The organism is Variovorax sp. GW821-FHT09D05 (assembly GCF_059416325.1).
This window is the reverse complement of the sequence record NZ_JBWKOZ010000003.1, coordinates 432,459-456,192: the sequence shown is the minus strand read 5'-3', so window position 1 is coordinate 456,192 and position 23,734 is coordinate 432,459. Positions and strand designations below refer to the sequence as shown.

Below are 23,734 nucleotides of genomic sequence, written 5' to 3'. Positions count from 1 at the left end.
TCGGAATCAGCGGTAGACAGGGAAGCGGCTCGTCAGCGCGTGGACCTTGGCGCGCACGGCGTCGATGTTCGCTGCGTCGCGCGGGTTCTCGAGCACGTCGGCGATCAGGTTTGCGGTGATGCGGGCCTCTTCGTCCTTGAAGCCGCGGGTGGTCATGGCGGGGGTGCCGATGCGCACGCCGCTGGTGACCATCGGCTTTTCCGGGTCGTTGGGGATCGCGTTCTTGTTGATCGTCATGTGGGCGCTGCCCAGCACGGCTTCGGCTTCCTTGCCGGTGATGCCCTTGGCGCGCAGGTCGACCAGCATCACGTGGCTTTCGGTGCGTCCGCTCACGATGCGCAGGCCGCGCTGGGTGAGGGTGTCGGCCACGATCTGGGCGTTCTTGACCACCTGTTGCTGGTAGGCCTTGAACTCGGGCGCCATGGCTTCCTTGAAAGCGACGGCCTTGGCGGCGATCACATGCATCAGCGGGCCGCCTTGCAGGCCGGGGAAGATGGCGCTGTTGATGGCCTTCTCGTGCTGCGACTTCATCAGGATGATGCCGCCGCGCGGGCCGCGCAGGCTCTTGTGGGTGGTGGAGGTGACCACGTCGGCATGCGGCACCGGGTTGGGGTACACGCCCGCGGCCACGAGGCCTGCGTAGTGGGCGATGTCGACCATGAAGATCGCGCCGACGTCCTTGGCCACCTTGGCGAAGCGCTCGAAATCGATGCGCAGCGAATACGCCGAGGCGCCCGCGATGATGAGCTTGGGCATGTGCTCATGCGCCTTGCGTTCCATCGCGTCGTAATCGATGGCTTCGTTGGCGTCCAGGCCGTAGCTCACGACGTTGAACCACTTGCCGCTCATATTGAGAGGCATGCCGTGGGTCAGGTGGCCGCCTTCGGCCAGGCTCATGCCCATGATGGTGTCGCCGGGCTTCAGGAAGGCGAGCATCACGGCTTCGTTGGCCGAGGCGCCGCAATGCGGCTGCACGTTGGCGGCGTCGGCGCCGAAGATCTGCTTGACGCGGTCGATGGCCAGCTGCTCGGCCACGTCGACGTGCTCGCAGCCGCCGTAGTAGCGCTTGCCCGGGTAGCCTTCGGCGTACTTATTAGTGAGCTGCGAGCCCTGGGCGGCCATGACGGCCGGCGAAGCGTAGTTCTCGCTGGCGATCAGCTCGATGTGATGTTCCTGGCGCGCGTTTTCGGCTTGAATCGCGGCCCAGATTTCGGGATCGGTCTGTTCGACCAGGATGTTGCGTTGGTACATGGCAGTCCTTTGAAGACGAGGTCCTTGTTCTTCAACCAAACAAGGGCTGCCCAGGCGAACGGCTGAACGCCTGTTGTGGTCAGGCGGTACGCTTCCCAGTGGTATTCCACGTCAGCGCGTGGCACCGTGTTCGGGTGCTGCGCCTATCGCCAGTCGCGTACCTGCCGAGTGTAGCTCACACCCGGCCCGAAACCTCTTCAGGAAACGGAGGAGAGCAGGGCCACCTTGGCCGGCTCAGTGCGTTCTTCGGCAGGCTTGGGCGGTGTTGCCACAGGGATCGGCTGCGGACGCACGGTTGGCGGCGTGACCGTCGACGGCGCGCGGCCGTTGGCCACCTGCAGCAGGCGTTCGTGCTCGGCCATCACCTTGGCGGCGTAGCCGCCGTCGTCCTCGAGGTTGGCCGCGCCCACGTAGTAGCGCAGGCCGCCTTCGAGGGAGCCGGCGCGGGAGATGCATTCCTGCAGCACCTTGACGCCGACGCGCATGTTGGTCACCGGGTCGAAGGCGGTGAGCGTGCCGCCCGCGCTTTCGTACTTGTCGCCGTGCACGCGGGTCATGACCTGCATGAGGCCTTGCGCGCCGACCTGGCTCTGGGCGAACGGGTTGAAGCTGGATTCGACGGCCATGATCGCGAGGATCAGGGTCGGGTCGATCTTCGTGCGCTTGCCGATGCCATAGGCCTCGGCCACGAGCACGCTCAGCGGTTCGGCGGCCACGCGGTACTTCTTGCTCAGCCAGTAAGCCACGGCGGCCTGCTGCTTGGGCAGGTCGGCGGGGCTCGCGGCCGTGGTGCGCTCGATGGCGGTGGGCTCGAGATCGGTGACTTCAGGCGCAGGCTTGCGCGACTGCAGCCAGCCCATCAGTTGCTCCTCGCCGGTCTTGCGCAGGTCGGGCCGCGCCACCAGGGCGAGGGCCGCGAACACAATGGCCAGGCCGACCAGTGCAAACCCGTTGTGGGTAATTTCAAAAAAGCCGTCTGCCACATCGGACACGAAGGTCCTTAGCCCGCGGGCCGTGACATCAAACGCCTTGTTCATCGCTCTTCCTTTCTGTGCGGCACCCGAGTCGCACCGCCACGGAAGGCGATGGATGAAGGCAGCGGCGCTTGGATTGGTACGAATCAGGCTCCGCGCATGGAGTGAAGGGGGTTAGGGGCGCGGCGACCTGATCAAGCCGGGGGAGTTCGGCAGCGGATTCAGGGTGGCTCTGCCGCGTCGGGCGGTCAGAGCAGGGCGGATTCTAGCGTGGCTAAATACCCGGTCAAGCATAAGGATTTGCTTTGTTATGCTAATAGTTGTTTAAAAAAGTTGCCGTTTCGAGGCGTTTCGGCTTAGGGGAAATCCCTTTGTAAAACGCGTTTGCAATCCGAGGGTGCGACGCCTAATCTGGACGGGCCTGAGCTTTTCAGGTGTTTTTCCGAGGTCCGGCAGCCCGAGGTGCAAGTCAAGGGTTCAGCGTCCGAGGATCCACGGTGGCAATCTCTTGCTGCCAGCACGGCAGGAACCATTGACTTCCGGTCGCGCGAATCGATGGCATGGGTTTTGTGCCCGCCATCAAGCCCGGTGACTAGACACTCCGTCGAATCACCGGGCTTTCTTTTGGCTCGCCCCCAGGCTGCGCGCACTTCGTGTCGCTTCTCCTACCCCCTGCCGGGGGCAACGCCTGAGGCCCGGTAAAACCGGCTCCTCGGTGTTTCTGGCATTTCTTCCGGAGGTGGGCTTGCGTCCTTTTTGCGTACCTCGCGTTGCCGCTTGTTTGCGGCACACTCTGGCGATGGACGTAGCTTCGATCAAACAAAACAAATGGGTGCGACGTGGGATCGTCGCGGTGCTGGTTCTGTTGGCCTTCTGGGTCATTGCCTGGCTGGCGGTGCCGCCGATTGCCAAGAGCCAGCTTCAGAAGATCGCAAGCGAGAAGCTGGGGCGGCAGGTAACAGTCGGCAAGATCGATTTCAAGCCCTGGACACTCGAACTCACGCTGAACGACCTCCGCATTGCCACCGCCGACGGCAGCAAGTCGCAGGTGGCCATCAACCGCATCTACGCCGACGCCGAACTGCAGTCGATCTTCCGGCTCGCACCAGTGATCGACGCGGTCACGGTCGACGGGCCTGCCATCCTGCTCACGCACCAGGCCGACGGCAAATACGACATCGACGACATCCTTGCCAAGCTCTCGGCCGGCCCGCCGCCCGATCCGAACGCCAAGCCCGCGCGCTTTGCCATCTACAACATTGCGATCAATGGCGGCTCGGTCGACTTCGACGACCAGACCGTCAAGCGCAAGCACGAACTGCGCGACTTCGTGCTCAAGGTGCCGTTCCTGAGCAACCTCGATTCCAAGCGCGACATCAACACCGAGCCCAAGCTCGCCTTCGCGCTCAACGGCAGCAAATTCGACTCGGCCGCCTTCACCACACCCTTCTCCGACAACCGCAAGACCGACGCCCACGTGCAGTTCAAGGGGCTGGACCTCGTGCCGTACCTTGGCTACATCCCGGGCGGCCTGCCGGTGAAACTCCAGGCAGGCAGCCTCGATGCCGACCTGAAGATCGGCTTCGAGCAAGCCGCGACCACCGGCCTGAAGATCACTGGCACGGTCGAGGCGCACGCCACCAAGGTGGCCGATGCGCGCGGCCGCGACCTGCTGGCTTTCGATTCGCTCAAGCTGGCGCTGGCCGACGTGCGCCCGTTGGAGTCGGTGTTCCATCTGAGCGAAGTCGCGCTCGTCAAGCCGCAACTGGCGGTGGCGCGCGACGCGGCCGGAAAGCTCAATCTGCTGGCCACCGACCCGGCCACCGGCGCGACCGAGAAGGTCGCGTCACCACCCGCCGCGGCAGCGAGCGCACCGGCCGGCAAGCCGGCACCAAAGCCCGTTCTGAAGGTGCAGGTCGACAAGGTGGCCCTGAACGGCGGGCGCATCGGCTGGCGAGACGAAACCGTCAATCCCGCTGCCGCCGTCGACCTGACCGACCTCGGCATCGACGTCACCGGCGTCACCTGGCCGATGGAAAAGCCGGCAGAGTTCAATGGCAGCACGGCCATTGCTGGCGCCTCGCTCAAGTTCAAGGGCAGCGCCACAGACAAGGTGGCCGACGTACAGACCGAGGTCGATGCGCTGCCGCTGTCACTGGCCGCACCTTATCTGGCGCAGAGCCTGGAGCCCACGCTGGACGGCAAGCTCAGCGGGCAGATCGACATCGCCTGGGCCCAGCCCGATCTCAAGTTCAAGGCGCGCCGCCTCGCCGCCGACGGGCTCGCGCTGACGCAGGCCAAGACCGCGCTGGCCAGCGTCGGCCGCTTCGAACTGGTCGACGCCGAGGTCGACATGACGAAGCACACATTGAATGTGGCCTCGTTCACTGCGACCAACCCCAAGGTGCGCGTGGAGCGCGACAGCGAGAAACGCTGGATGTTCGAGCGCTGGCTCAAGACGCCGGCCGGCGGCGGCACCAAGGAAGCCGAAGCGAAGGTCGCCGCACCCAAGCCCGCAGCTGCCGAAACGCCGCAGCCCGGCGCCAACACCAAGCCCTGGGCGCTGACCATCGGCACGCTGGCGGTCGACAACGGCGCGCTCTCCTATGCGGACAAGGCCGGCGCGAACCCGGTGACCGTGGAAGTCACTGCCTTCAAGCTCCACGCCCAGAAGGTCGCGCCCGACACCAATACGACCTCGCCGCTCGAAGTTTCCGGCCGCATCGGTTCAGGGCGCTCCGACCCGGGGCGCTTCGACTACAAGGGCAATGTCGTGCTCAAGCCGCTCGCGGCCGAGGGCCGGCTGGAGGTGGTGTCGTTCCCCGCCCATACCTTCAAGGCTTACTACGCGGATGCGCTCAACGTCGACATCCGCCGCGCCTTCGCGAGCTACCGCGGCACGGTGCGCTATGCGACGTTGCCGGCGGGCATGAGCATCAAGCTGTCGGGCGACACCGCACTCGACGACTTCCGCGCCAACAGTGCCTCGCTCACCCAGTCGCCCGGCTTCGACCGCAACACCAACCAGCTGCTGAGCTGGAAGACGCTGAGCCTGCGCGGCCTGCAGGTCAGCATGGCGCCCAACGCGCCGCCGAGCGTGGACGTGCGCGAGACCACGCTGACCGACTTCTTCGCCCGCGTGATCATCGACCCCACCGGCCGGCTCAACCTGCTGAACCTGACCAAGAAGGGCGAGGCACAAGCCAACGCCGTTGCCGCGACAGCTGGCGAAGCCTCCACCCGCAAGGGCCCGGGTGGCACGACCACCACGACACGAGCCGTGCCGGCGAGGCCTTCGGGCGGCGCACCGGTGTCGGCCGAAAACATGGTCGGGGGAGCGCCCGAGCCGGCCAAGCCGGTGGCAGCCGCCGCGCCAGTCGCCACCGCGCAGGCGGACAGCGGCCCCGCGCCCGTCATCAACTTCGGCCCGATGAGCCTGGTCAACGGCAAGATCGACTTCACCGACCTGTTCGTCAAGCCCAACTACTCGGCCGACCTCAGCGAGCTGACCGGCAAGCTCAGCTCGTTCTCGTCGAACCCGCCGAAGGGCGAGAGCGGCCGGCCCGCGCTGGCCGACCTTGAACTGCGCGGCAAGGCGCAGCAGACAGCCGCGCTGGAAATCACCGGCAAGCTCAACCCGCTGGCCAAACCGCTCGAACTCGACATCACCGCCAAGATGCGCGACCTCGACCTGGCCCCGCTGTCGCCGTACTCGGTGCGCTACGCCGGCCACGGCATCGAGCGCGGCAAGATGAGCATGGACGTCAACTACAAGGTCGCCCCCGATGGCCAGCTGACGGCCACCAACAAGCTGGTCCTCAATCAGCTGCAGTTCGGCGACGAGGTGGCGGGCGCGCCTGCCAGCCTCCCGGTGAAGCTGGCCGTGGCCCTGCTGGCCGACCGCAACGGCGTGATCGACGTCGACCTGCCGCTCAGCGGCTCGCTCAACGATCCACAGTTCAGCGTCGGCCCGCTGATCTGGAAGGCCGTGGTCAACTTGATCGTCAAGGCCGTGACGGCACCGTTCAGCCTGCTTACCGGCGGCTTGGGCGGCGGCAGCGGTGAATCGAGTGCCATCACCTTCGAGCCCGGCAGTTCCGAGCTGAGCACCGCCGCGAAAGAAGGCCTGGACAAGGTCGCGAAGGCGCTGACCGACCGGACCACGCTGCAGATGACGGTGATCGGCACTTCCAGCCTCGAGAAGGAGCGCGACGCCTACCAGCGCCAGCGCGTGCGCCAGCTCGCCTACGCCGAGAAGCGCCGCGTTGCGGTGCGCGGCGGCCAGACCGGCACCGACGTGCCACCCGTCACCGACGCCGAATACCCGGAGCTGCTGACCGCCGTGTACAAGCGCGCAGACATCACCAAGCCGCGCAACCTCGTCGGCCTGGCCAAAGACCTGCCGGTGCCGGACATGGAAAAACTGCTGTTCGCCAGCGTGCCGGTCGACGAGGAGTCGATGCGCCAGCTCGCGGTCGAGCGCGGCGCGGCCGTGCGCGACTATCTGCTCGCGAAGAAGCTGCCGAGCGAGCGCCTCTTCCTGGGAGCCGTGCGCACAAGTGCCAGCGGCAGCGACTGGAAGCCGGGCGCCGAGCTCAGCCTGACCATGAAGTGAGGCGCGACGACCCGATCAGAACCCGGTCCGTGGACTTGGTTTTTTTCTCCAGCTTGCTATATATGTAGTCCGTTAACCTCCACGCCCACAACCCCGCGTACGCCACCGTTTCTGGACGGAATTCAATGGCCAGCCGCAAGTGGGTGAAAATGTCGATGTGCGCCGGCCTTTGCCGGCGCCTTCGCTTTCTCTACCAAGACAACGATTTCGCGCAGTGACCTCTACTTCTTCCAAGCCACACGACCTTCAGGCCCTCGACACGCTCACCGGCGGCGCCTTCACCGCGCCGACTTCCGGCGAGCGCGCCGCGCGCATCCGCGACTGGCTCGCGGGCACTCCCACTGCCGAGCAGATGCAGGAGGTCTTCAAGGAGCTGAGCGGTCGTGACAAGGGCGCCGCGCGCCTGCTGCGCGAAAAGCTCGACGAACTCAAGCGCGCCAAGGGGCAGGAGGCAATTGCCGCCGAATGGGCGCAAAAGGCCGAGGCCCTGCTGGGGCAGTCCAAGCTCAACATCGCCGATGCACTGGCCTGGCAGCGCGACGCCGCCAAGGCCGGCGCGCCGCTGTCGCGCGAGCCGTTGGCCGGCCTGAAGCTCAAGCTGGCCGAACGCGTCAAGGGCATCGAAGACCTGCAGCACCGCGCCCAGGTGCACCGTGAAGCCGCCGTGCTGCTGGCGCAGCGCTTCGAAGTGCTGTCCACCAAGGGCTGGCAGGACGCCCAGGCCGCCGAAGAATCGCTGCGTGCCGACGTGACCCACTGGCAGCAGCAGGCAGCCGAGATCACGACCGACGCCAACTGGACCAGCCTCGACGCCAAGTTCGCGCCGCAGCTCGAATCGTCCAAGTCGCAACTGCTGGTGGTGTCCGATGCGTTCCACAGCGCATTGGCCCAGGCCCTTGCTGCTGCCGCCGATGCTGCTGCGCCGTTGCCGCCAGTGCCCGTGTGGGCCGACGAACTGCGCGCCGCGCGCGGTGAGGTCGTGGCGCCCAAGCCCGCCGCGCCCGCTCGCCCCGCCGCACCCAAGGTCGACCCGGCCTTGCGCGCCGCCGCGCAAGACGCCGTGCAGGCTGCGCTCGCCAAGCTCGAACAGGAAACTGCCGAAGGCCATGGCAAGGCCAGCGCCGGCGCGGCTGCCGCGCTGCGCGCCGTGCTCAAGGAGCACGGCAAGCTGGTCGAAGCGCCGCTCGAAGCCCGCGTGCATGCCGCGCTGGTGGCCGCTGGCGAACTCGAAGGCTGGCAGCGCTGGAGCGCCGACAAGGTGCGCGAAGACCTCGTGGCCAAGGCCGAAGGCCTGCTCAAGCGCCCCGAAGGCCAGGCCCTTGGCGGCCGCAAGATGCAGGAAACGCTGCGCGCTCTGCGCGACCAGTGGAAGCAGGCCGACCAGGGCGGCGTGCCGAACCACGCGCTCTGGAAGCGCTTCGACGAAGCCTGCAACGAAGCCCACAAGGTGGTCGAGGCCTGGCTCGAAAAGGTTCGCGCCGATGCGGCCGAGCATCGCGCGCTCCGCGTCGCGCTGATCGAGGAAGTCAAGGCCTGGGCCGCCGAGCATGCCGGTGCCACCGACCTGAAGGCGCACAACCGCGCGCTGCACCAGTTCGCCGACCGCTGGCGCGATGCCGGTCACGTGGGCGAAAAGGTGTTCGCAGAGCTGCAGCCGCTGTGGAACGAAGCCTTCGGCGCGGCCCGCGCTCCGTTCGAGACGGCGCAGAAGGCCAGCGTCGAACGCCGCCAGGCCATGATCGCCGAGGCGGCTGAACTCGGCGCCCAGCCGATGCTGCGCATCGACGCCGTGAAGGCGCTGCAGCAGCGCTGGCAGGCCGAGGCGCAGAGCGTGCCGCTCGACCGCCGCCACGAACAGAAGCTGTGGGACGCGTTCCGCGCGCCCATCGACGAAGCTTTCAACCGCAAGACGGCAGAGCGCGAAAAGGCGTCGGCCGCGATGAGCGGGCACGACCGCTATGTGCTCGAAGCGTCCAAGGCGCTCGACGCAGCCAATGCCGGCGGGGACGTGCAGAAGATCCGTGCCGCTATTGCCCGCCTGGAAGGCGCGCTGCGCGGCGAGGCACCGCCGCCCGCGCCGAAGGCCGAGCAAGCCGCTGTCGCGACTGACGGCCCATCGGTCGGCGCGACCGAGGTCGTGGCCCCGGGGCAGGCGGCTGCCGAATTCGGCGAAAGCGCCGAGCAGGCACCGAGCCCGAGCGATGCGGAAGCCTCGCCCGGCACGACCGCTGATGCAGCGCCCGCCGCTTCGGCCGATCTCGTGGCTCCCGCCGACGGCGCCGATGCTTCGGCACGCACCGATGGCGAGGCGCATGACGCCGGCGAAGCCGCTGCTGCCGAAGCGCCAGCCGCGGCGCCGAAGCCCGCGCCCAAGCCAGTCGTGGCCATGCGTGGCGACGACCGCCCGAGCAGCAAGAAAGCCGAAGCAGCGCCTGCAGCCCGCGGTGCCGGTGGCCGTTTCGGTGACCGTCGCGATGGTGGACGTCCCGGTGCCGGTGGCTCGGGTCGCCCTGGTGATCGCGGCGACCGTGGGGCGCCCCGTGGCGACGCGCGTGGAGATCGCGGTGCACCAGCCGGCCGCTTCGGCGATCGTCCGCCGCGCTTCGAAGATCGCGGTCCTCGCCTGGGCGATGCGGCCTTCCGTGCGCAGCGCGAAGCGCTCGAACGCGCCGACATGGCGCTGCGCAAGCTCGCAGCACAAGCGCATGGCGAAGCCCTGACGCAGGTGCTGGGCGCATGGGAACAGCGCGACGCCAGCCGCCTGCCGAGCATCCAGGAACTGGGCCGCGCGGTCACGCCGGCGGTGCGCACTGGATGGTCGCAGGCCATCGGCTCTGCGCCGACGGCCGCCGCGAACGATGCCGCCGAAGCGCTGCTGCGTCTCGAAATGGCCGCCGAAGTGCCGACGCCTGCCGAGCAACTCGACGCGCGCCGTGCACTGCAACTCAAGCTGCTGACGAAGCGTGGCGATCCGGCCCCGGCCCAGACCTGGGGCCAGGATGCCGGCAAGGTGCTGGCCGCGGCGCACGATGCTTCCAGTGCGCGCCGTCTGCAGAATGCGCTGAAGGCATTGCTGCGCAAGTAAGAGGCAACCTCCAAAGCCTCCGGCCAGATATCGATGGCCATGAAAAAGGCGCCCCGCGGGGCGCCTTTTTCTTTGGGGCAGCAGCTGCAAATTGGCTGCCCCCTGTTCAGGTGTCAGGGCCTTCTGGGCAGAAAGAATTCATCGAAGAGCGCGAGCACGCCGGGGAAGTCGCGAGCGAAGTTGGGACGGCTCACGAAGTAGGCCTCACAGGCTACCGCGAAGAATTCGCTGATCGACGTGGCGCCATAGGCGTCGAGCCACGGCGGCTCGGTGCCGAAGCGCTCAGCCTTGATGGTCTGCTCGCGGAAGTCGTCGTAGGCGGACTGCAGCACGGCGAGCCAGGCTTTGCGGGCTGCGCGCGCGCTGCGCTGGCCCGCAAAGCCGGGCGGCAGCGGCGGGCAGCCGTTGGCGTCGCCGCTGCGCATGTCGATCTTGTGGGCGAACTCGTGGATCACGACGTTGTAGCCGCGCTCGCTGGTGACGCTGCTCGCCAGCACGTCGTCCCAGCTCAGCATGACGGGGCCACGCTCCATCGCTTCGCCAGCCACGACTTCGCCGTACTCGTGCACCACTTGGGCTTCATCAACCACTTTGCGCCGCGCTACTACCTCGGAGCGGTGCACGACGATGCCGACGAAATCGTCGTACCAGTTCAGCCCACCCTTGAGGTGCAGCACCGGCAGCACGGCCTGGGCCGCGATGGCCAGCGCCACTTCGTTGGTGATGGTGAAGCCCTTGGCGCCGTGGAATTCCTTGTCGCGCAGGAACTCGGCCGTCAGCGTGCGAAGGCGTTGCCGGTCGGCTTCCGGCAGTGCGCCCAGGAAGGCGTAGCGCCTGAGCGCGGCCTGCCAGGCGGCTTCAGGAATCGGGGGCAGGGCGCGCAGGCGGCGCAGCCACTTGAACATTGCTGGCGGCGGCGCGGCTAGCGCAGATCGACGCGCTGCGCGCCGGCAGTGGAGAGGCACAGCAGCTGCGCGCGCGGCGGATGCGCGGCAGCATCCCAGTCGCTCAGCACGACGCGGCGCAGGCCGTTGCCCATGTCGTGATCGGCGGGGCGATGCGTGTGGCCGTGCACCAGCGTGCTGGCGTTTGCCTGTTGCAGCCACTCGCGTGCGGCGGCGGTGTCGACATCGGCCCAGACGGTCGACGGATTGCGCTTGCGGTCTTCGCTCTGCACGCGCATGGAGCGCGCGAGCGCGCGGCGCTCTTCCAGCGGCCTTGCGAGGAACGCGGCCTGCCACTCGGGCGTGCGAACCTGCGCGCGGAACTTGAGGTACTCGGTGTCTTCCAGGCAGAGGATGTCGCCGTGGCTCAGCAGCCAGCGCTGACCGTGCAGCACGAGCACCGTCGGGTCGTCGAGCAGCGTGAGGCCGCACTGCGCCGCGAACGCCGGGCCGACGAGGAAGTCACGGTTGCCGTGCATGAAGAACACCGGCAGCCGCTGCGCGGTGCGGCGCAGCAAGTCGGCGCACTGAGCCTCGCAGCCGGGGAGGGTGGCCGAATCGTCGCCGACCCACACCTCGAACAGATCGCCGAGGATGATCAGTGCGTCGGCAGGCGTGGTCTGCAGATAGCCCTGCCAGGCCTCGAAGGTGGCGGGCTCGCCGGCCTGCAGGTGCAGGTCGGAAATCAGGTCGACGGTGCGCCACGCGGGTGGCGCCACCAGCTCGGTAAAAGCCGGGTTCGCCACAGTCGTCATGCCGCGTCGCGCCTGTTCTTCATTCAGCGGTGACAACAGCCTTTTCGATCACCACGTCTTCGAGCGGCACGTCGTCATGAAAGCCCTTGCGGCCCGTCTTCACGGCCTTGATCTTGTCGACCACGTCGGTGCCGTTGATGACCTTGCCGAACACGGCATAGCCCCAGCCCTGGGCCGAAGGTGCGGTGTGGTTCAGGAAGCCGTTGTCGGACACGTTGATGAAGAACTGCGCGGTGGCCGAGTGGGGCGCGCTGGTGCGGGCCATTGCCACGGTGTAGTTGTCGTTCTTCAGGCCGTTGTTGGCTTCGTTCTGGATCTCGGCGTCGGTGGGCTTTTGCTTCATGCCGGGTTCGAAACCGCCGCCTTGCACCATGAAGCCGGGGATCACGCGGTGGAACACCGTGTTGTCATAGTGACCCTTCTTCACGTACGAGACGAAGTTCTCGACCGACTTCGGCGCCTTGGCGGCGTCGAGTTCGAGCGTGATCACGCCGTAGTTCTTGATATGCAGTTCGACTTGGGGGTTGCTCATGAGGGCTCCTGCTTGAGAAAGGGGGAAAGGGATTACTTCGCCAGCAGCGTGGCGGACTTGATGGTGACGGCTTCGAGCGGCACGTTCTGCATGCCGCCCTTGTTGCCGGTGGCCACCGCGCGGATCTTGTCGACCACGTCGGTGCCGGCAACGACCTTGCCGAACACGGTGTAGCCGTAGCCGTCGGGGTTGGGCGCGTTGAGCGAGTCGTTGTTCTTCACGTTGATGAAGAACTGCGAGGTCGCGGAATTCGGATTGCCGGTGCGGGCCATGGCGATCGTGTACTTGTCGTTCTTCAGGCCGTTGCTCGTTTCCAGAGGAATGGGCGCGCGCGTGGGCTTTTGCTGCAGGTCGGCCGTGAAGCCGCCGCCCTGGATCATGAAGCCGTCGATCACGCGGTGGAACACCGTGCCGTCGTAGTGCTTGTCCTTGACGTACTGCAGGAAGTTCTCGACCGACTTGGGCGCCTTGGCTGCATCGAGCTCGACCACGATGTCGCCGGCCGAGGTGGCGAGCTTGACGCGCGGTGCCGCGGCCGTTTGCGCGTGGCCCGTGGCGGCGAACGTGAGTGCGGCGGCCAGGACGAGGGCGCTACGGCGGCTGAAACGGGAGAGGGTGTGAGTCGTCAAACGGGGCTCCATGTGCGGATGAAGGGACGGGGCTGCGCGGCAGGCACCCTGGGGCGCCCGTGCCGGCGGCGATTACTTGCTGGTGCGGCCGACCGGCTTGCGGATGACCACCGGCGGCGCGGGCAGGGCGGCCGCTTCGGCTTCGGCCTTCGAGCTGAAGATCTGGCGGATCAGCGCGAGCTTGGGCGCGACGCTGGCGTTGGTGCTGGCGAACTGCTGCGCGCGCACGTATTCCTGCGCCGCGAGGCGGGCGTACACGTCGCCGAGGTTCTCGTGTGCCGTGGCGTAGTTCGGATTGAGCTTGAGGGCTTGCTCGAGGGCGTTGCGCGCCTGGTCGAACTTGCTTTGCGAAGCGTACAGCGCGGCCAGGTTGTTGTAGGGCTCGGAGAGCTCGGGGAAATCTTGCGTGAGCTGCGTGAAGGCGGTGATGGCCTCGGCCTGCTTGTTCTGCTCGGTGAGGATCACGCCGCGCAGGAAGCGCATCTGTGGGTCGCGCGGCTTGCCGGCGATGTAGGTGTCGGCCTTGGCGAGCGCTTCGTTCGACTTGCCCTGGCGCAGCAGCGCGTTCACGTCGTCGTATTCGTTGGCGTGCACGGCGGAGCCCCACAGGCTGAACAGCAGTGCGAAGGCAATGGAGAGTCTGGAGAATGCGGCGTGCTTCATGAAGCCTCGGCGGAAATGGGGGGAGATGCAGGCTTGCGGGCTTGGGGAACACCCGAACGCTGCGCGGTGGCAGCCGTTTATACTTGGTTTCATTGTAGCCGAGGGGCCATGTCCAACCCCTCGCGACCACAGTCCCCGTCACCCCTGAAAAACACCGTCGTTCGCCCGTGCCGTACGTGCGCGAAGCGACGCTTTCCGAATCTCATGAGTCTGCGCATCTACAACACGCTGTCGCGTGAATTGGAGGAATTCTCCCCATTGCAACCGGGACAGGTGCGCATGTACGTTTGCGGCATGACGGTCTACGATTTCTGCCACATCGGCCACGCCCGCATGATGATGGCGTTCGACGTGGTGCAGCGCTGGCTGCGCGCCAGCGACTACGCCGTGACCTACGTGCGCAACATCACCGACATCGACGACAAGATCATCGCCCGCTCCGTGCAGCGCGGCATCACCATCCGCCAGCTGACCGACGAGGTGATCGCGGCCATGCACGAGGACATCGGCGCGCTCGGCATCGAGCCACCCACCATCGAGCCGCGCGCCACCGAATACGTGCCGCAGATGCTCGGCATCATCGAGAAGCTGGAGCAAAAAGGTCTGGCCTACCGCTCGGACAACGGCGACGTGAACTACGCGGTGCGCAAGTTCCCGGGCTACGGCAAGCTGTCGGGCAAGTCGCTCGACGAGCTGCATGCGGGCGAGCGCGTTGCCGTGCTCGACGGCAAGCAGGATCCGCTCGACTTCGTGCTCTGGAAGGCCGCCAAGCCGACCGAGCCCGCCGACGCCAAGTGGGAAAGCGTCTACGGCACAGGCCGGCCGGGCTGGCACATCGAGTGCTCGGCCATGAGCTGCGCCACCCTGGGCGAGACCTTCGACATCCACGGCGGCGGGGCGGACCTCCAGTTCCCGCACCACGAGAACGAAATCGCCCAGAGCGAAGGCGCCAACGGCAAGCCGCTGTCGCGCTTCTGGGTGCACAACGGCTTCGTGCGCGTGGACAACGAGAAGATGTCCAAGAGCCTGGGCAACTTCTTCACCATCCGCGAAGTGCTGCAGAAGTACGACGCCGAGAGCCTGCGCTTCTTCCTGGTGCGCACGCATTACCGCAGCGCGCTCAACTACAGCGACGCGCACCTCGACGACGCGCGCAATTCGCTCAAGCGCCTGTACACCGCGCTCGACCTGGTTGCCCCGGCCGATGTGGCCATCGACTGGGCCGATCCCCATGCGGCGCGCTTCAAGGCCGCCATGGACGAGGACTTCGGCACTCCCGAAGCCATCGCCGTGCTGTTCGAGCTGGCCGGCGAGGTCAACCGCACCAAGTCCGCCGAGACCGCCGGCTTGCTGAAGGCGCTGGCCGGCTCACTGGGCCTGCTGCAAGATGACCCGCGGGCCTTCCTGCAGGCCGGCAGCACGCTGGACGACGCGGCCATCCAGGCCCGTATTGCGGAGCGCGCCGCCGCCAAGGCCGCGAAGAACTTCGCCGAAGCCGATCGCATTCGCCAGGAACTCCTCGAGCAGGGCATCGTGCTCAAGGATTCGCCCACGGGCACGACCTGGGCGGCTGCGCAGTGAACGGAACGACGAACCCCATGCCCGCCAGCAAGAAGACCAGCGTTCAGATCTACACGCCGGACTATTGGGAAGAGGCATGCAAGCACCTCTCGCGGAAAGACCGCGTCATGAAGCGGCTGATTCCGAAGTTCGGCGACGCGTGTCTCGAATCGCGCGGTGATGCGTTCACCACGCTCGCTCGCAGCGTCGTGGGCCAGCAGATCTCGGTGAAGGCCGCGCAGTCGGTCTGGGACAAGTTTGCCGCGCTGCCGCGCAAGCTGACGCCGGCCAACGTGCTCAAGCTCAAGGTCGACGACATGCGCGGGGCAGGGCTGTCGGCGCGCAAGATCGAGTACCTGGTCGACCTGGCCCTGCATTTCGATTCGGGCATGGTCCACGTCGATGCGTGGAAGGACATGTCGGACGAGCTCATCATCGAAGAACTCGTGGCCATTCGCGGCATCGGCCGCTGGACGGCCGAGATGTTCCTCATCTTTCACCTGATGCGTCCGAATGTGCTGCCTGTAGACGACCTGGGGCTGCTCAACGGCATCAGCGTCAATTATTTTTCGGGCGATCCGGTCAGCCGAAGCGATGCCCGCGACGTCGCCGTGGCCTGGGCACCATATTGCAGCGTGGCGACTTGGTATATTTGGCGATCGCTGGACCCGGTTCCAGTCGCGTACTGAACAACAGGAGAAGACGTTGGCGAAACGAACCTTCCTCGACTTCGAGCAGCCCATTGCTGAACTCGAAACAAAGATCGAAGAATTGCGCTATGTGCAGACCGAATCCGCGGTCGACATCTCTGAAGAAATCGATCAGCTCGGCAAGAAAAGCCAGCAGCTCACCAAGGACATCTACAGCGACCTGACGCCCTGGCAGATCACCAAGATTGCGCGGCATCCGGAGCGCCCCTACACGCTCGACTACGTCAACGAAATCTTCACCGATTTCGTCGAACTGCACGGCGACCGGCATTTCTCGGACGACCTGTCGATCGTGGGCGGCCTCGCGCGCTTCAACGGCGTGCCCTGCATGGTGCTTGGCCACCAGAAGGGCCGCGACACGAAGGAGCGTACCGCGCGCAACTTCGGCATGAGCAAGCCCGAGGGCTACCGCAAGGCCTTGCGCCTGATGAAGACGGCCGAAAAGTTCAAGCTTCCGGTGTTCACCTTCGTGGACACCCCCGGCGCGTACCCCGGCATCGACGCCGAAGAGCGCGGCCAATCGGAAGCCATTGGCCGCAACATCTTCGAAATGGCGCAGCTCGAAGTGCCGATCATCGTCACGATCATCGGCGAAGGCGGCTCCGGCGGCGCGCTGGCCATCTCGGTCGGCGACCAGCTGCTGATGCTGCAGTACTCGATCTACTCGGTGATCAGCCCCGAAGGCTGCGCTTCCATCCTGTGGAAGACCAGCGAAAAGGCGCAGGAAGCTGCCGATGCGCTGGGTATCACCGCGCACCGCCTCAAGGCGCTGGGTTTGGTCGACAAGATCGTGAACGAGCCCGTTGGCGGCGCGCATCGCGACCATCGCCAGATGGCTGCGTTTCTCAAGCGCGCGCTCAACGATGCCTTCCGCCAGGTCAGCGACCTGAAGCCGAAGGAGCTGCTGGAGCGCCGCTACGAGCGCCTGCAGAGCTACGGCCGCTTCAACGACACCAAGGCCGACACCGGCAGATAACGCGCAGGCGCTGTCATGAACTCCGCTTTCGAACGCGCTGTTGCCGCGTTCGAGCCGGCGCATTGGCCGCTGGCGGTGGGGTTCAGCGGCGGCGCCGATTCAACCGCCTTGCTGGCCGCCTGCGCGGCGCGCTGGCCGGGGCAGGTGCTTGCCTTTCATGTGCATCACGGGCTGCAGGCTGCGGCCGACGGCTTCGAGCAGCATTGCCGAGTGGTGTGCGAGCGCATGGCCGTGCCGCTGGTCGTTCATCGCGTCGATGCCAGGCATGCGCCGGGCGATAGCCCTGAAGACGCGGCCCGCCGTGCTCGCTACGGGGCGTTTGCCGAGATGGCGCGCGCCGATGGGGCGAGGGCGGCTATCAAATCCATAGCGCTGGGGCACCATGCCGACGACCAGGTCGAAACCCTGCTGCTGGCGCTGTCTCGCGGTGCGGGGCTGCCGGGGCTGGCGGCCATGCCAGTGCATGCACAGCGCCACGGACTCGACATCTACCGGCCGCTGCTCGCCGTCGCCGGCGCCGACATCCGCGAATGGCTGGCCGGCCGCGATCTGCCGTGGATCGAAGACCCGACCAACGGCGACGCGCGCTACACCCGCAACAAAATCCGCTCCGTGCTGCTGCCCGCGCTGGAGCAGGCATTTCCGCAGTTCCGCGGCACCTTTGCGCGAAGCGCCGGCCACGCCGCGCAGGCGCAGCAGTTGTTGAGCGAGCTGGCGGCGCAAGACCTGGACGCCGTGGGCGACCCGCCGCGCATTGCGACGCTGCAGACGCTGTCGCGTGCCCGCCAGGCCAACGTGCTGCGCCACTGGCTGATGCAGTCGCACGGCTGCGCCCCCAGCGCCGCGCAGCTCGACCAGCTGCTGGACCAGGTCCGCGCCTGCACCACGCGGGGCCACCGCATCCACCTCAAGGTGGCCGCCGGTTTCGTCCAGCGGCAGGGCGATTTCCTGCATTGGTACAATGCCCCGCCCTCGCCAAAGACTTTGCTCTGACAGCTTGCAGGGCGCCGCCTTTCAAGCGGCCCTTTCCTTTTCTCTGATTTCACCCATGGCATTGATCGTTCACAAATACGGCGGTACGTCGATGGGCTCGACCGAGCGCATCAAGAATGTCGCCAAGCGCGTCGCCAAGTGGGCGCGCGCAGGCCACCAGATGATCGTGGTTCCGAGTGCCATGAGCGGCGAGACCAACCGCCTGCTCGGCCTGGCCAAGGAACTGGCGCCCAGCAAACCTGGCGTGGCCCACAACCGCGAGCTCGACATGCTGGCCTCGACCGGCGAGCAGGCGTCGTCGGCGCTGCTGGCCATTGCGCTGCAGGCCGAGGGCGTCGAGTCCGTGAGCTATGCGGGCTGGCAGGTGTCGGTTCGCACCGACAACTCGTACACCAAGGCCCGCATCGAAAGCATCGACGACGAGCGCGTGATGGCCGACCTGAACGCCGGCAAGGTGGTGGTCATTACCGGCTTCCAGGGCGTGGACGACGACGGCAACATCACCACGCTGGGCCGTGGCGGCAGTGACACCTCGGCCGTGGCCATCGCCGCGGCCATGAAGGCGCACGAATGCCTGATCTATACCGACGTCGACGGCGTCTACACGACCGACCCGCGCGTCGAGCCCGATGCGCGCCGCCTGACGACCGTGAGCTTCGAAGAAATGCTCGAAATGGCGAGCCTGGGCTCCAAGGTGCTGCAAATCCGCTCGGTGGAATTCGCCGGCAAGTACAAGGTGCCGCTGCGTGTGCTTTCGAGCTTCACGCCGTGGGACATCGACATCAATGAAGAGGCCAAGTCCGGCACGCTGATCACTTTCGAGGAAGACGAAAACATGGAACAAGCCGTCGTATCCGGCATCGCATTCAACCGCGACGAAGCCAAGATCTCGGTGCTCGGCGTGCCCGACAAGCCCGGCATCGCGTATCACATCCTCGGTGCTGTGGCAGACGCCAACATCGAAGTCGACGTGATCATCCAGAACCTCAGCAAGGACGGCAAGACCGACTTCAGCTTCACCGTGCATCGCAACGAGTACGCGAAGACGATCGACCTGCTGCAGTCGAAGGTCATGCCCTCGCTGGGCGCGACCGAGATCGTCGGCGACACGAAGATCTGCAAGGTCAGCATCGTCGGCATCGGCATGCGCAGCCACGTGGGCGTGGCGAGCAAGATGTTCCGCGTGCTGAGCGAAGAGGGCATCAACATCCAGATGATCTCGACCAGCGAAATCAAGACCTCGGTCGTGATCGACGAAAAATATATGGAACTGGCCGTGCGAGCGTTGCATAAAGCGTTCGATCTCGACCAACCGAGCGCCTAAGTGATGGCATAATCTCGGCTTCTTTCAGGAACTGTGACCGAGTGGCCGAAGGTGCTCCCCTGCTAAGGGAGTATGGGGTGTAGAGCCTCATCGAGGGTTCGAATCCCTCCGGTTCCGCCAAGACAAAAGCCCCTGTAGTTGTGAGACTACAGGGGCTTTTTTCTGTCCGAGCCCATGGCAGAAAAGAACTTTGGCACTAAGCCTTGCTGCGCAAAGCCGAACCTCCGACCAGGAGCGCCACCAGGCTGGCGGCCGCGGCGAACATCACATACCACGCAGGGGCGAGCGGGCTCCCGGTCCGGGCGATCAGTGCCGTGGCAATGAATGGCGCGAAGCCGCCGAAGATCGTGACAGCAAAGTTGTACGCAATCGAAAGCCCCGTGGACCTCACCTGCGGTGGATAGAGCTCGGCCATGGCGGCGGGAGCGGGGCCGGTGAACCCGGCGATCAGCACGGCAAATACGACCAGCACAGCCGTCAAGGTCGCGGCACTCGGAAAGGCCGTGAGCAGCCAGAGCGCCGGATAGGCCAGCACGAGGATCGCGGCAGCAAACCCGACCAGCAGCGGCCGGCGCCCGATCCGGTCCGAGAGCCCGCCGAAAACCGGCGCCAGCACAACCAGCACCAGGAGCCCGGCGCCATTTGCCCACAGCGATGCGCTCTGCGGCAGCTTGAGCGTGCGCACGGCGTACGTCGGCATGTAGACCAGAAAGAAATACGTGCACACCGTCCACACGATGGTGACGCCGAACCCGGCAATGATTTCCTTGCGGTATGAGCCCATCACCTGCCTCAGCGGCGACGCCTGTTGGTTGGCGGCCTTGGCCCGCTCGAAGGTTGCGGGCTCCCGCGTCTTGGCGCGGATGTACCAGCCCACCGGGCCGATGACCAGGCCGAACAGAAACGGAATCCGCCAGCCCCACGCTTCCAGTTGCTGGGGGCTCAGAACCCCCGTCAGCGTCGCGCCAAAGAGCGAACCGAGCAGGAGTGCACCGGCCTGGCTCGCCTGCTGCCAGCTTGCGAAGTAGCCCTTGCGATCTTTCGGCGCGTGCTCGACGAGAAACGCCGTCGCCCCTCCGACCTCGCCGCCGGCGGAGAAGCCCTGGATCAGCCTCGCCAGCACGATCCACGCGGGCGCCCAGAGGCCCGCATCGGCGTACGTCGGCGCCAGGCCGATCATTGCCGTTCCAAGCGCCATCAGCAGGATCGTTGTCGACAACGCGGCTTTGCGCCCATGTGTGTCGCCGAGCGCGCCAAGAATCACAGCACCGATCGGCCGCATCACGAAGCCCACGCCGAAGGTCGCCACGGTCAGCAGCAGCGAAGAGGTTTCATCGCCCGTGGGGAAGAACAGCTTGGAAATCGTGATCGCGAAGAAGCCGTAGACGGCAAAGTCGAACCACTCGAGCGTGTTGCCGATGACCGCCGCGGGAATCATCCGGCGCGTTGCATCGTGGGGCTCGTTGGAGGCAAGGGTGCCGAAGGCGCTGGTGGCATCAGCCACCGTGGCTGCGTCGAGGTTTTTCATGCTGTCTTGAGAGAGGGGGCGGGTGAAACATCGGCTTCGGCGAGCGCCCATGCGCCGGCCGATTGCATGAAGCGATCGGCCGCCTGCAGCTGGGCTGCGGAGATCCATTCGTCCGGCTGATGGGCCTGCGCGATGGAGCCGGGGCCGCATACCACCGTTGAAATGCCGACCTGCTGGAAGAAGCCCGCTTCGGTGCCGAACGGCAGGTCTGCCTCCGGCCAGAGCGCGCCGAGTTCGCGTGCGACCGAGACTGCCGCGTCGTTGTCGCGTGCCGACAGCGCCGGCACGCCCGCTACCTGCACCGCCTCGACCGTGACGCCTGCGGGAAGGTCCATCAACGCATCCCGGACCGTATCGCGCACGAGTTCCGCAGCCGCTTCGTCTTGCGGACGAAACTCCCACAAGACCTCGCAGCACCCCGGCACGATGTTGATGGCGGTGCCCCCGTCGATCCGGCCGATGTTGATGGTGGCCTCGCCACCCCGGCTGGCAAAGCTGCGCCGCAACCCGGCCAGGCAGGTGACCAGGTAGGCGGCGGGCTCGATCGCGCTGGCGCCGAGCGACGGGTCGCTCGAATGCGCGGGAAGCCCGCTGAAGAGCGCCCTGTGCCCGAAGAAACCCCGGTGCCTGACGCCGATCCGCATCTCGGTCGGCTCGCCGATGATGGCCAGCGCGGGGGCTTCCACTTGCGTCTTCAGGCGGTTCACGAGCTCCGGAACGCCGAGGCACCCGATCTCTTCGTCATAAGAGAAAGCAAGGTGGATCGGACGGCCCAGGGGGCGCCGCTGCCAGGCAGGCACGGCCGACAGGCAGGCGGCGATGAAGCCCTTCATGTCCGCCGCGCCGCGGCCGTGGAAGCGGCCGTCGCGTTCGACCAGCGTGAAGGGATTGGCGCTCCAGTTCTGGTCGGTCACGGGCACGACGTCGCTGTGCCCGGAGAGCACCATGCCGCCCGCCATGTCGGGGCCGATGCTGGCGAGCAGGTTCGCCTTCCGCTTGTCCTCGCTGTGCACGAGGTGCACCTTCACCCGGTGCCCCGCGAGGTAGTCGGCGATCCAGTGGATCAGGTCGAGGTTCGAGCGATGCGAGGTCGTATCGAATGCCACAAGGGTTCTGAGGATCTCGATGGTGGTCATGCGACACGCTCGGCCAGGGCATTGCTGGCGCTGTTGTTGCCGTTGTTCGCGCTTCTGCCGGAGTTGCCGCCGCCCAGCCGCTCCTGCACGAGCTGCATGGCTGCGGATTGGGTCGGTGTGCCGGTGCGCCCGGCGAGTTCGAAGATCCGGTGCAGGGTGGCGCCGATGGCTTTCACCTGCGAATCCACCTTTGCGGAATTGAAGCCCTCGTGCTCCGACGCCACGCGAATCAGGCCGCCCGCGTTGATCACGAAGTCCGGCGCGTACAGAATTTCCTTATCGCGCAGTTGCCTGCCATGTTCGTCGCCGGCCAGCTGGTTGTTGGCGCCGCCGGCGATCACCCGGAACTTCATCTGCGGCAGGGTTCGATCGTTCACGACGGCGCCCATCGCGCAAGGAGAAAACACGTCGGCCTGAACGGCATAGATCTCGTCGGGCTCGACCGCCTGCGCATCGAACTCGGCGCAGGCCTTGCGCGCGAGCGCCGCATCGACGTCGGATACCGTGAGGCGCACCCCCGCGGCGACGAGCAACCGGCACAGGTTCCAGCCGACGTTGCCCAGGCCTTGCACCGCCACCGTCAGCCCACGCAGGTCGCGGTCCAGCCGATGCGCGACGCTGGCCACGATGCCGTGATAAACGCCCAGTGCCGTGGTCGGCGAAGGATCTCCGGTGCCGCCCAGTTCTTCCGGCAACCCGACCACGTGCCGGGTGTTCTGTCGCACCCAGGCGAAGTCGGCGACAGTGGTGCCCACGTCTTCGGCGGTGATGTATCGGCCCCCCAGGCGGTTGACCGCCACGCCCATCGCCCGCAGCAGTTCGGGCGTCTTGCTCTTGCGCGGGTCGCCGAGGATCACCGACTTTCCTCCACCCAGGCCAAGTCCTGCGGCCGCGGCCTTGAAAGTCATTCCGCGCGACAGGCGAAGCACGTCGCGCAGGGCGGAAGCTTCGTCGGCGTAGGGATACATGCGGCATCCGCCCAGGGCCGGCCCGAGCCGGGTGCTGTGAATGGCGATGATGGCCCGAAGCCCGACCCGATCGTCGGATACGAAGACCACCTGTTCATGGTCCGCAAAAGACTCGGTAGAGAAGACGGTCATTTATTTATCTGTTTTTTGAGTTTCGATGTGAACGAATGCGGACGCGGCCTGCTCCAGGGCCGCTGCCGCATCAATGCCCGGGAGTGCAGGCTAGAAACAGCAGCAAGCGGTGTAGATATAGCGATAGCTCCACTGGAGGAACGTCGAGCACCGCATCGGTGAGCGACAGAACTTCAGGGCTTGCTTGGCGGAATGATTGCGTCATGTGATGGCCTCGCTGTTGGGCACAGCATGACATCGGGAGACGCGGTGATATTGGTGAAAATTTGGCGCCGCAAGATCAGGCGCGGGACGGCTGCAATGCGGGCGCTGTCGTGATCAATCCCATCTCGATGAACAGCCTTTGGTACTCGTTCAGCGCGAGATCCTGCAGCGATTGGTGATGCTCGGGGTCGATTGTTATTTCTCCACTGGAAAATTCGAATTTTGCCGAACCTATCCAATCTTCATATTGAAGTTTGATTGGTGATGCCGGACGCTCCGGATCGGAGGCTTCGATCGTCGAATGAATATCCGGTATTCCCGGCTCGCCTTGGGGGATCAGGCAAGTCCAGACAAGGCCGTGGCATTCAACAGCAGGAAACATCGTGATCCTGAAGCATTCCACCGTCTTGAATGCAAGCTTCTCCGGGGCCTTGCGGCATTGCCCATCGGACCCGTAGCGCAGGCCGTGGTAGGCGCAGACCAGTTCGTCGTCTTCGATGCGCCCCGTGCTCAATGGCAGTCCGCGATGCGGGCACATGTCCCGGCCAATGCGAATGCCATCCGGCATGCGATAGATGGCCAACCGCAGATTCAGCAAGATCACCTGCCTCGGCTTTGCCGGCACCTCGTCGACGCGTGAGACCGGAAACCATTGCCTGGCCAGAACCGGCCAGTCTTGCTCGGAAAACGTGCAGTTCGGAGGCAAAAAGCCCTCGGGCAGAGGGCGCGAGGGGGGCGGTTCAACGGGCGGCATG

Annotated in this window: 18 protein-coding genes, 1 tRNA gene and 1 riboswitch; of the genes, 8 read left to right on the top strand and 11 right to left on the bottom strand. The window is 66.0% G+C overall.

Annotation, left to right across the window (positions count from 1 at the left end; all coding sequences use genetic code 11):
• Nucleotides 1-6 precede the first annotated feature (6 nt).
• Both glyA and AC07O3_RS10080 read right to left on the bottom strand, forming a co-directional pair.
• Nucleotides 7-1,251 carry a serine hydroxymethyltransferase gene (gene glyA / locus AC07O3_RS10085; protein ID WP_093073667.1) on the bottom strand — a complete coding sequence of 415 codons (1,245 nt, stop codon included), beginning with the start codon at nt 1,249-1,251 and terminating at the stop codon, nt 7-9.
• Between the two features lie 41 nt (nt 1,252-1,292).
• Nucleotides 1,293-1,418, bottom strand: a riboswitch (ZMP/ZTP riboswitch).
• Between the two features lie 30 nt (nt 1,419-1,448).
• The gene (locus AC07O3_RS10080) at nt 1,449-2,288 is read right to left on the bottom strand and encodes a lytic transglycosylase domain-containing protein (RefSeq protein ID WP_093055958.1); all 840 of its coding nucleotides are present in this window, start codon (nt 2,286-2,288) and stop codon (nt 1,449-1,451) included.
• Between the two features lie 736 nt (nt 2,289-3,024).
• Here AC07O3_RS10080 and AC07O3_RS10075 point away from each other — a divergent pair.
• Nucleotides 3,025-6,840 (top strand): DUF748 domain-containing protein, encoded by a 3,816-nt coding sequence (locus tag AC07O3_RS10075; RefSeq protein WP_495339209.1) that lies wholly within the window; start codon nt 3,025-3,027, stop codon nt 6,838-6,840.
• 214 nt (nt 6,841-7,054) lie between these two features.
• On the top strand, nt 7,055-9,925 hold the full coding sequence (locus AC07O3_RS10070; RefSeq protein ID WP_495339208.1) for a DUF349 domain-containing protein: 2,871 nt from the start codon (nt 7,055-7,057) through the stop codon (nt 9,923-9,925).
• A gap of 113 nt (nt 9,926-10,038) precedes the next feature.
• Here AC07O3_RS10070 and AC07O3_RS10065 read toward each other — a convergent pair whose 3' ends face one another.
• Genes AC07O3_RS10065 through AC07O3_RS10045 form a run of 5 tightly spaced genes read right to left on the bottom strand, consistent with a single transcriptional unit; the run spans nt 10,039 to nt 13,448 of the window.
• Nucleotides 10,039-10,830 carry a M90 family metallopeptidase gene (locus AC07O3_RS10065; RefSeq protein ID WP_495339207.1) on the bottom strand — a complete coding sequence of 264 codons (792 nt, stop codon included), beginning with the start codon at nt 10,828-10,830 and terminating at the stop codon, nt 10,039-10,041.
• A gap of 17 nt (nt 10,831-10,847) precedes the next feature.
• Nucleotides 10,848-11,624, bottom strand: a complete 777-nt coding sequence (locus tag AC07O3_RS10060; protein ID WP_495339206.1) for a UDP-2,3-diacylglucosamine diphosphatase — start codon at nt 11,622-11,624, stop codon at nt 10,848-10,850.
• A gap of 19 nt (nt 11,625-11,643) precedes the next feature.
• Complete coding sequence (locus AC07O3_RS10055; protein ID WP_093056403.1) at nt 11,644-12,156, bottom strand: peptidylprolyl isomerase; 513 nt, start codon at nt 12,154-12,156, stop codon at nt 11,644-11,646.
• Between the two features lie 32 nt (nt 12,157-12,188).
• Nucleotides 12,189-12,797 (bottom strand): peptidylprolyl isomerase, encoded by a 609-nt coding sequence (locus AC07O3_RS10050; RefSeq protein ID WP_495339205.1) that lies wholly within the window; start codon nt 12,795-12,797, stop codon nt 12,189-12,191.
• Nucleotides 12,798-12,857: 60 nt separating this feature from the next.
• On the bottom strand, nt 12,858-13,448 hold the full coding sequence (locus AC07O3_RS10045) for a tetratricopeptide repeat protein (RefSeq protein ID WP_093056405.1): 591 nt from the start codon (nt 13,446-13,448) through the stop codon (nt 12,858-12,860).
• Nucleotides 13,449-13,652: 204 nt separating this feature from the next.
• Here AC07O3_RS10045 and cysS point away from each other — a divergent pair, with 204 nt between their 5' ends.
• The 6 genes from cysS to AC07O3_RS10015 all read left to right on the top strand — a co-directional run bounded on the left by cysS (nt 13,653) and on the right by AC07O3_RS10015 (nt 19,131).
• Nucleotides 13,653-15,029 carry a cysteine--tRNA ligase gene (gene cysS / locus AC07O3_RS10040; RefSeq protein WP_495339204.1) on the top strand — a complete coding sequence of 459 codons (1,377 nt, stop codon included), beginning with the start codon at nt 13,653-13,655 and terminating at the stop codon, nt 15,027-15,029.
• 17 nt (nt 15,030-15,046) lie between these two features.
• Nucleotides 15,047-15,697, top strand: coding sequence for a DNA-3-methyladenine glycosylase family protein (locus tag AC07O3_RS10035; protein ID WP_093056579.1), 651 nt, complete (start codon nt 15,047-15,049; stop codon nt 15,695-15,697).
• A 16-nt stretch (nt 15,698-15,713) separates the two neighbouring features.
• Entirely contained in the window at nt 15,714-16,694 is a 981-nt protein-coding gene (locus AC07O3_RS10030; protein ID WP_093056407.1) for an acetyl-CoA carboxylase carboxyltransferase subunit alpha, read from the top strand.
• Between the two features lie 15 nt (nt 16,695-16,709).
• Nucleotides 16,710-17,687 (top strand): tRNA lysidine(34) synthetase TilS, encoded by a 978-nt coding sequence (gene tilS / locus AC07O3_RS10025; protein WP_495339203.1) that lies wholly within the window; start codon nt 16,710-16,712, stop codon nt 17,685-17,687.
• A 55-nt stretch (nt 17,688-17,742) separates the two neighbouring features.
• Nucleotides 17,743-19,011, top strand: a complete 1,269-nt coding sequence (locus AC07O3_RS10020; RefSeq protein WP_093056409.1) for an aspartate kinase — start codon at nt 17,743-17,745, stop codon at nt 19,009-19,011.
• A gap of 27 nt (nt 19,012-19,038) precedes the next feature.
• Nucleotides 19,039-19,131, top strand: a tRNA-Ser gene (locus AC07O3_RS10015).
• Between the two features lie 76 nt (nt 19,132-19,207).
• Here AC07O3_RS10015 and AC07O3_RS10010 read toward each other — a convergent pair.
• The 4 genes from AC07O3_RS10010 to AC07O3_RS09995 form a co-directional block, all read right to left on the bottom strand.
• On the bottom strand, nt 19,208-20,539 hold the full coding sequence (locus AC07O3_RS10010) for an MFS transporter (RefSeq protein ID WP_093175943.1): 1,332 nt from the start codon (nt 20,537-20,539) through the stop codon (nt 19,208-19,210).
• Complete coding sequence (argE, locus tag AC07O3_RS10005) at nt 20,536-21,675, bottom strand: acetylornithine deacetylase (protein ID WP_495339202.1); 1,140 nt, start codon at nt 21,673-21,675, stop codon at nt 20,536-20,538. Before argE ends, AC07O3_RS10010 begins: the two co-directional genes overlap by 4 nt.
• Nucleotides 21,672-22,775 carry a Leu/Phe/Val dehydrogenase gene (locus AC07O3_RS10000; protein ID WP_495339201.1) on the bottom strand — a complete coding sequence of 368 codons (1,104 nt, stop codon included), beginning with the start codon at nt 22,773-22,775 and terminating at the stop codon, nt 21,672-21,674. The genes argE and AC07O3_RS10000 overlap by 4 nt, the downstream gene beginning before the upstream one ends.
• A gap of 280 nt (nt 22,776-23,055) precedes the next feature.
• The gene (locus tag AC07O3_RS09995) at nt 23,056-23,733 is read right to left on the bottom strand and encodes a Rieske 2Fe-2S domain-containing protein (RefSeq protein WP_495339200.1); all 678 of its coding nucleotides are present in this window, start codon (nt 23,731-23,733) and stop codon (nt 23,056-23,058) included.
• Between the last annotated feature and the right edge of the window lies 1 nt (nt 23,734).

What these genes read in the sequence shown, in the direction of transcription:
- AC07O3_RS10065 (WP_495339207.1), bottom strand. Translation starts at nt 10,830, where the DNA reads ATGTTCAAGTGGCTGCGCCGCCTGCGCGCCCTGCCCCCGATTCCTGAA.
- cysS (WP_495339204.1), top strand. Translation starts at nt 13,653, where the DNA reads ATGAGTCTGCGCATCTACAACACGCTGTCGCGTGAATTGGAGGAATTC.
- AC07O3_RS10020 (WP_093056409.1), top strand. Translation starts at nt 17,743, where the DNA reads ATGGCATTGATCGTTCACAAATACGGCGGTACGTCGATGGGCTCGACC.
- AC07O3_RS10080 (WP_093055958.1), bottom strand. Translation starts at nt 2,288, where the DNA reads ATGAACAAGGCGTTTGATGTCACGGCCCGCGGGCTAAGGACCTTCGTG.
- AC07O3_RS10000 (WP_495339201.1), bottom strand. Translation starts at nt 22,775, where the DNA reads ATGACCGTCTTCTCTACCGAGTCTTTTGCGGACCATGAACAGGTGGTC.
- AC07O3_RS10035 (WP_093056579.1), top strand. Translation starts at nt 15,047, where the DNA reads ATGCCCGCCAGCAAGAAGACCAGCGTTCAGATCTACACGCCGGACTAT.
- argE (WP_495339202.1), bottom strand. Translation starts at nt 21,675, where the DNA reads ATGACCACCATCGAGATCCTCAGAACCCTTGTGGCATTCGATACGACC.
- AC07O3_RS09995 (WP_495339200.1), bottom strand. Translation starts at nt 23,733, where the DNA reads ATGCCGCCCGTTGAACCGCCCCCCTCGCGCCCTCTGCCCGAGGGCTTT.
- AC07O3_RS10045 (WP_093056405.1), bottom strand. Translation starts at nt 13,448, where the DNA reads ATGAAGCACGCCGCATTCTCCAGACTCTCCATTGCCTTCGCACTGCTG.
- AC07O3_RS10010 (WP_093175943.1), bottom strand. Translation starts at nt 20,539, where the DNA reads ATGAAAAACCTCGACGCAGCCACGGTGGCTGATGCCACCAGCGCCTTC.
- AC07O3_RS10050 (WP_495339205.1), bottom strand. Translation starts at nt 12,797, where the DNA reads ATGGAGCCCCGTTTGACGACTCACACCCTCTCCCGTTTCAGCCGCCGT.
- tilS (WP_495339203.1), top strand. Translation starts at nt 16,710, where the DNA reads ATGAACTCCGCTTTCGAACGCGCTGTTGCCGCGTTCGAGCCGGCGCAT.
- AC07O3_RS10060 (WP_495339206.1), bottom strand. Translation starts at nt 11,624, where the DNA reads ATGACGACTGTGGCGAACCCGGCTTTTACCGAGCTGGTGGCGCCACCC.
- glyA (WP_093073667.1), bottom strand. Translation starts at nt 1,251, where the DNA reads ATGTACCAACGCAACATCCTGGTCGAACAGACCGATCCCGAAATCTGG.
- AC07O3_RS10075 (WP_495339209.1), top strand. Translation starts at nt 3,025, where the DNA reads ATGGACGTAGCTTCGATCAAACAAAACAAATGGGTGCGACGTGGGATC.
- AC07O3_RS10055 (WP_093056403.1), bottom strand. Translation starts at nt 12,156, where the DNA reads ATGAGCAACCCCCAAGTCGAACTGCATATCAAGAACTACGGCGTGATC.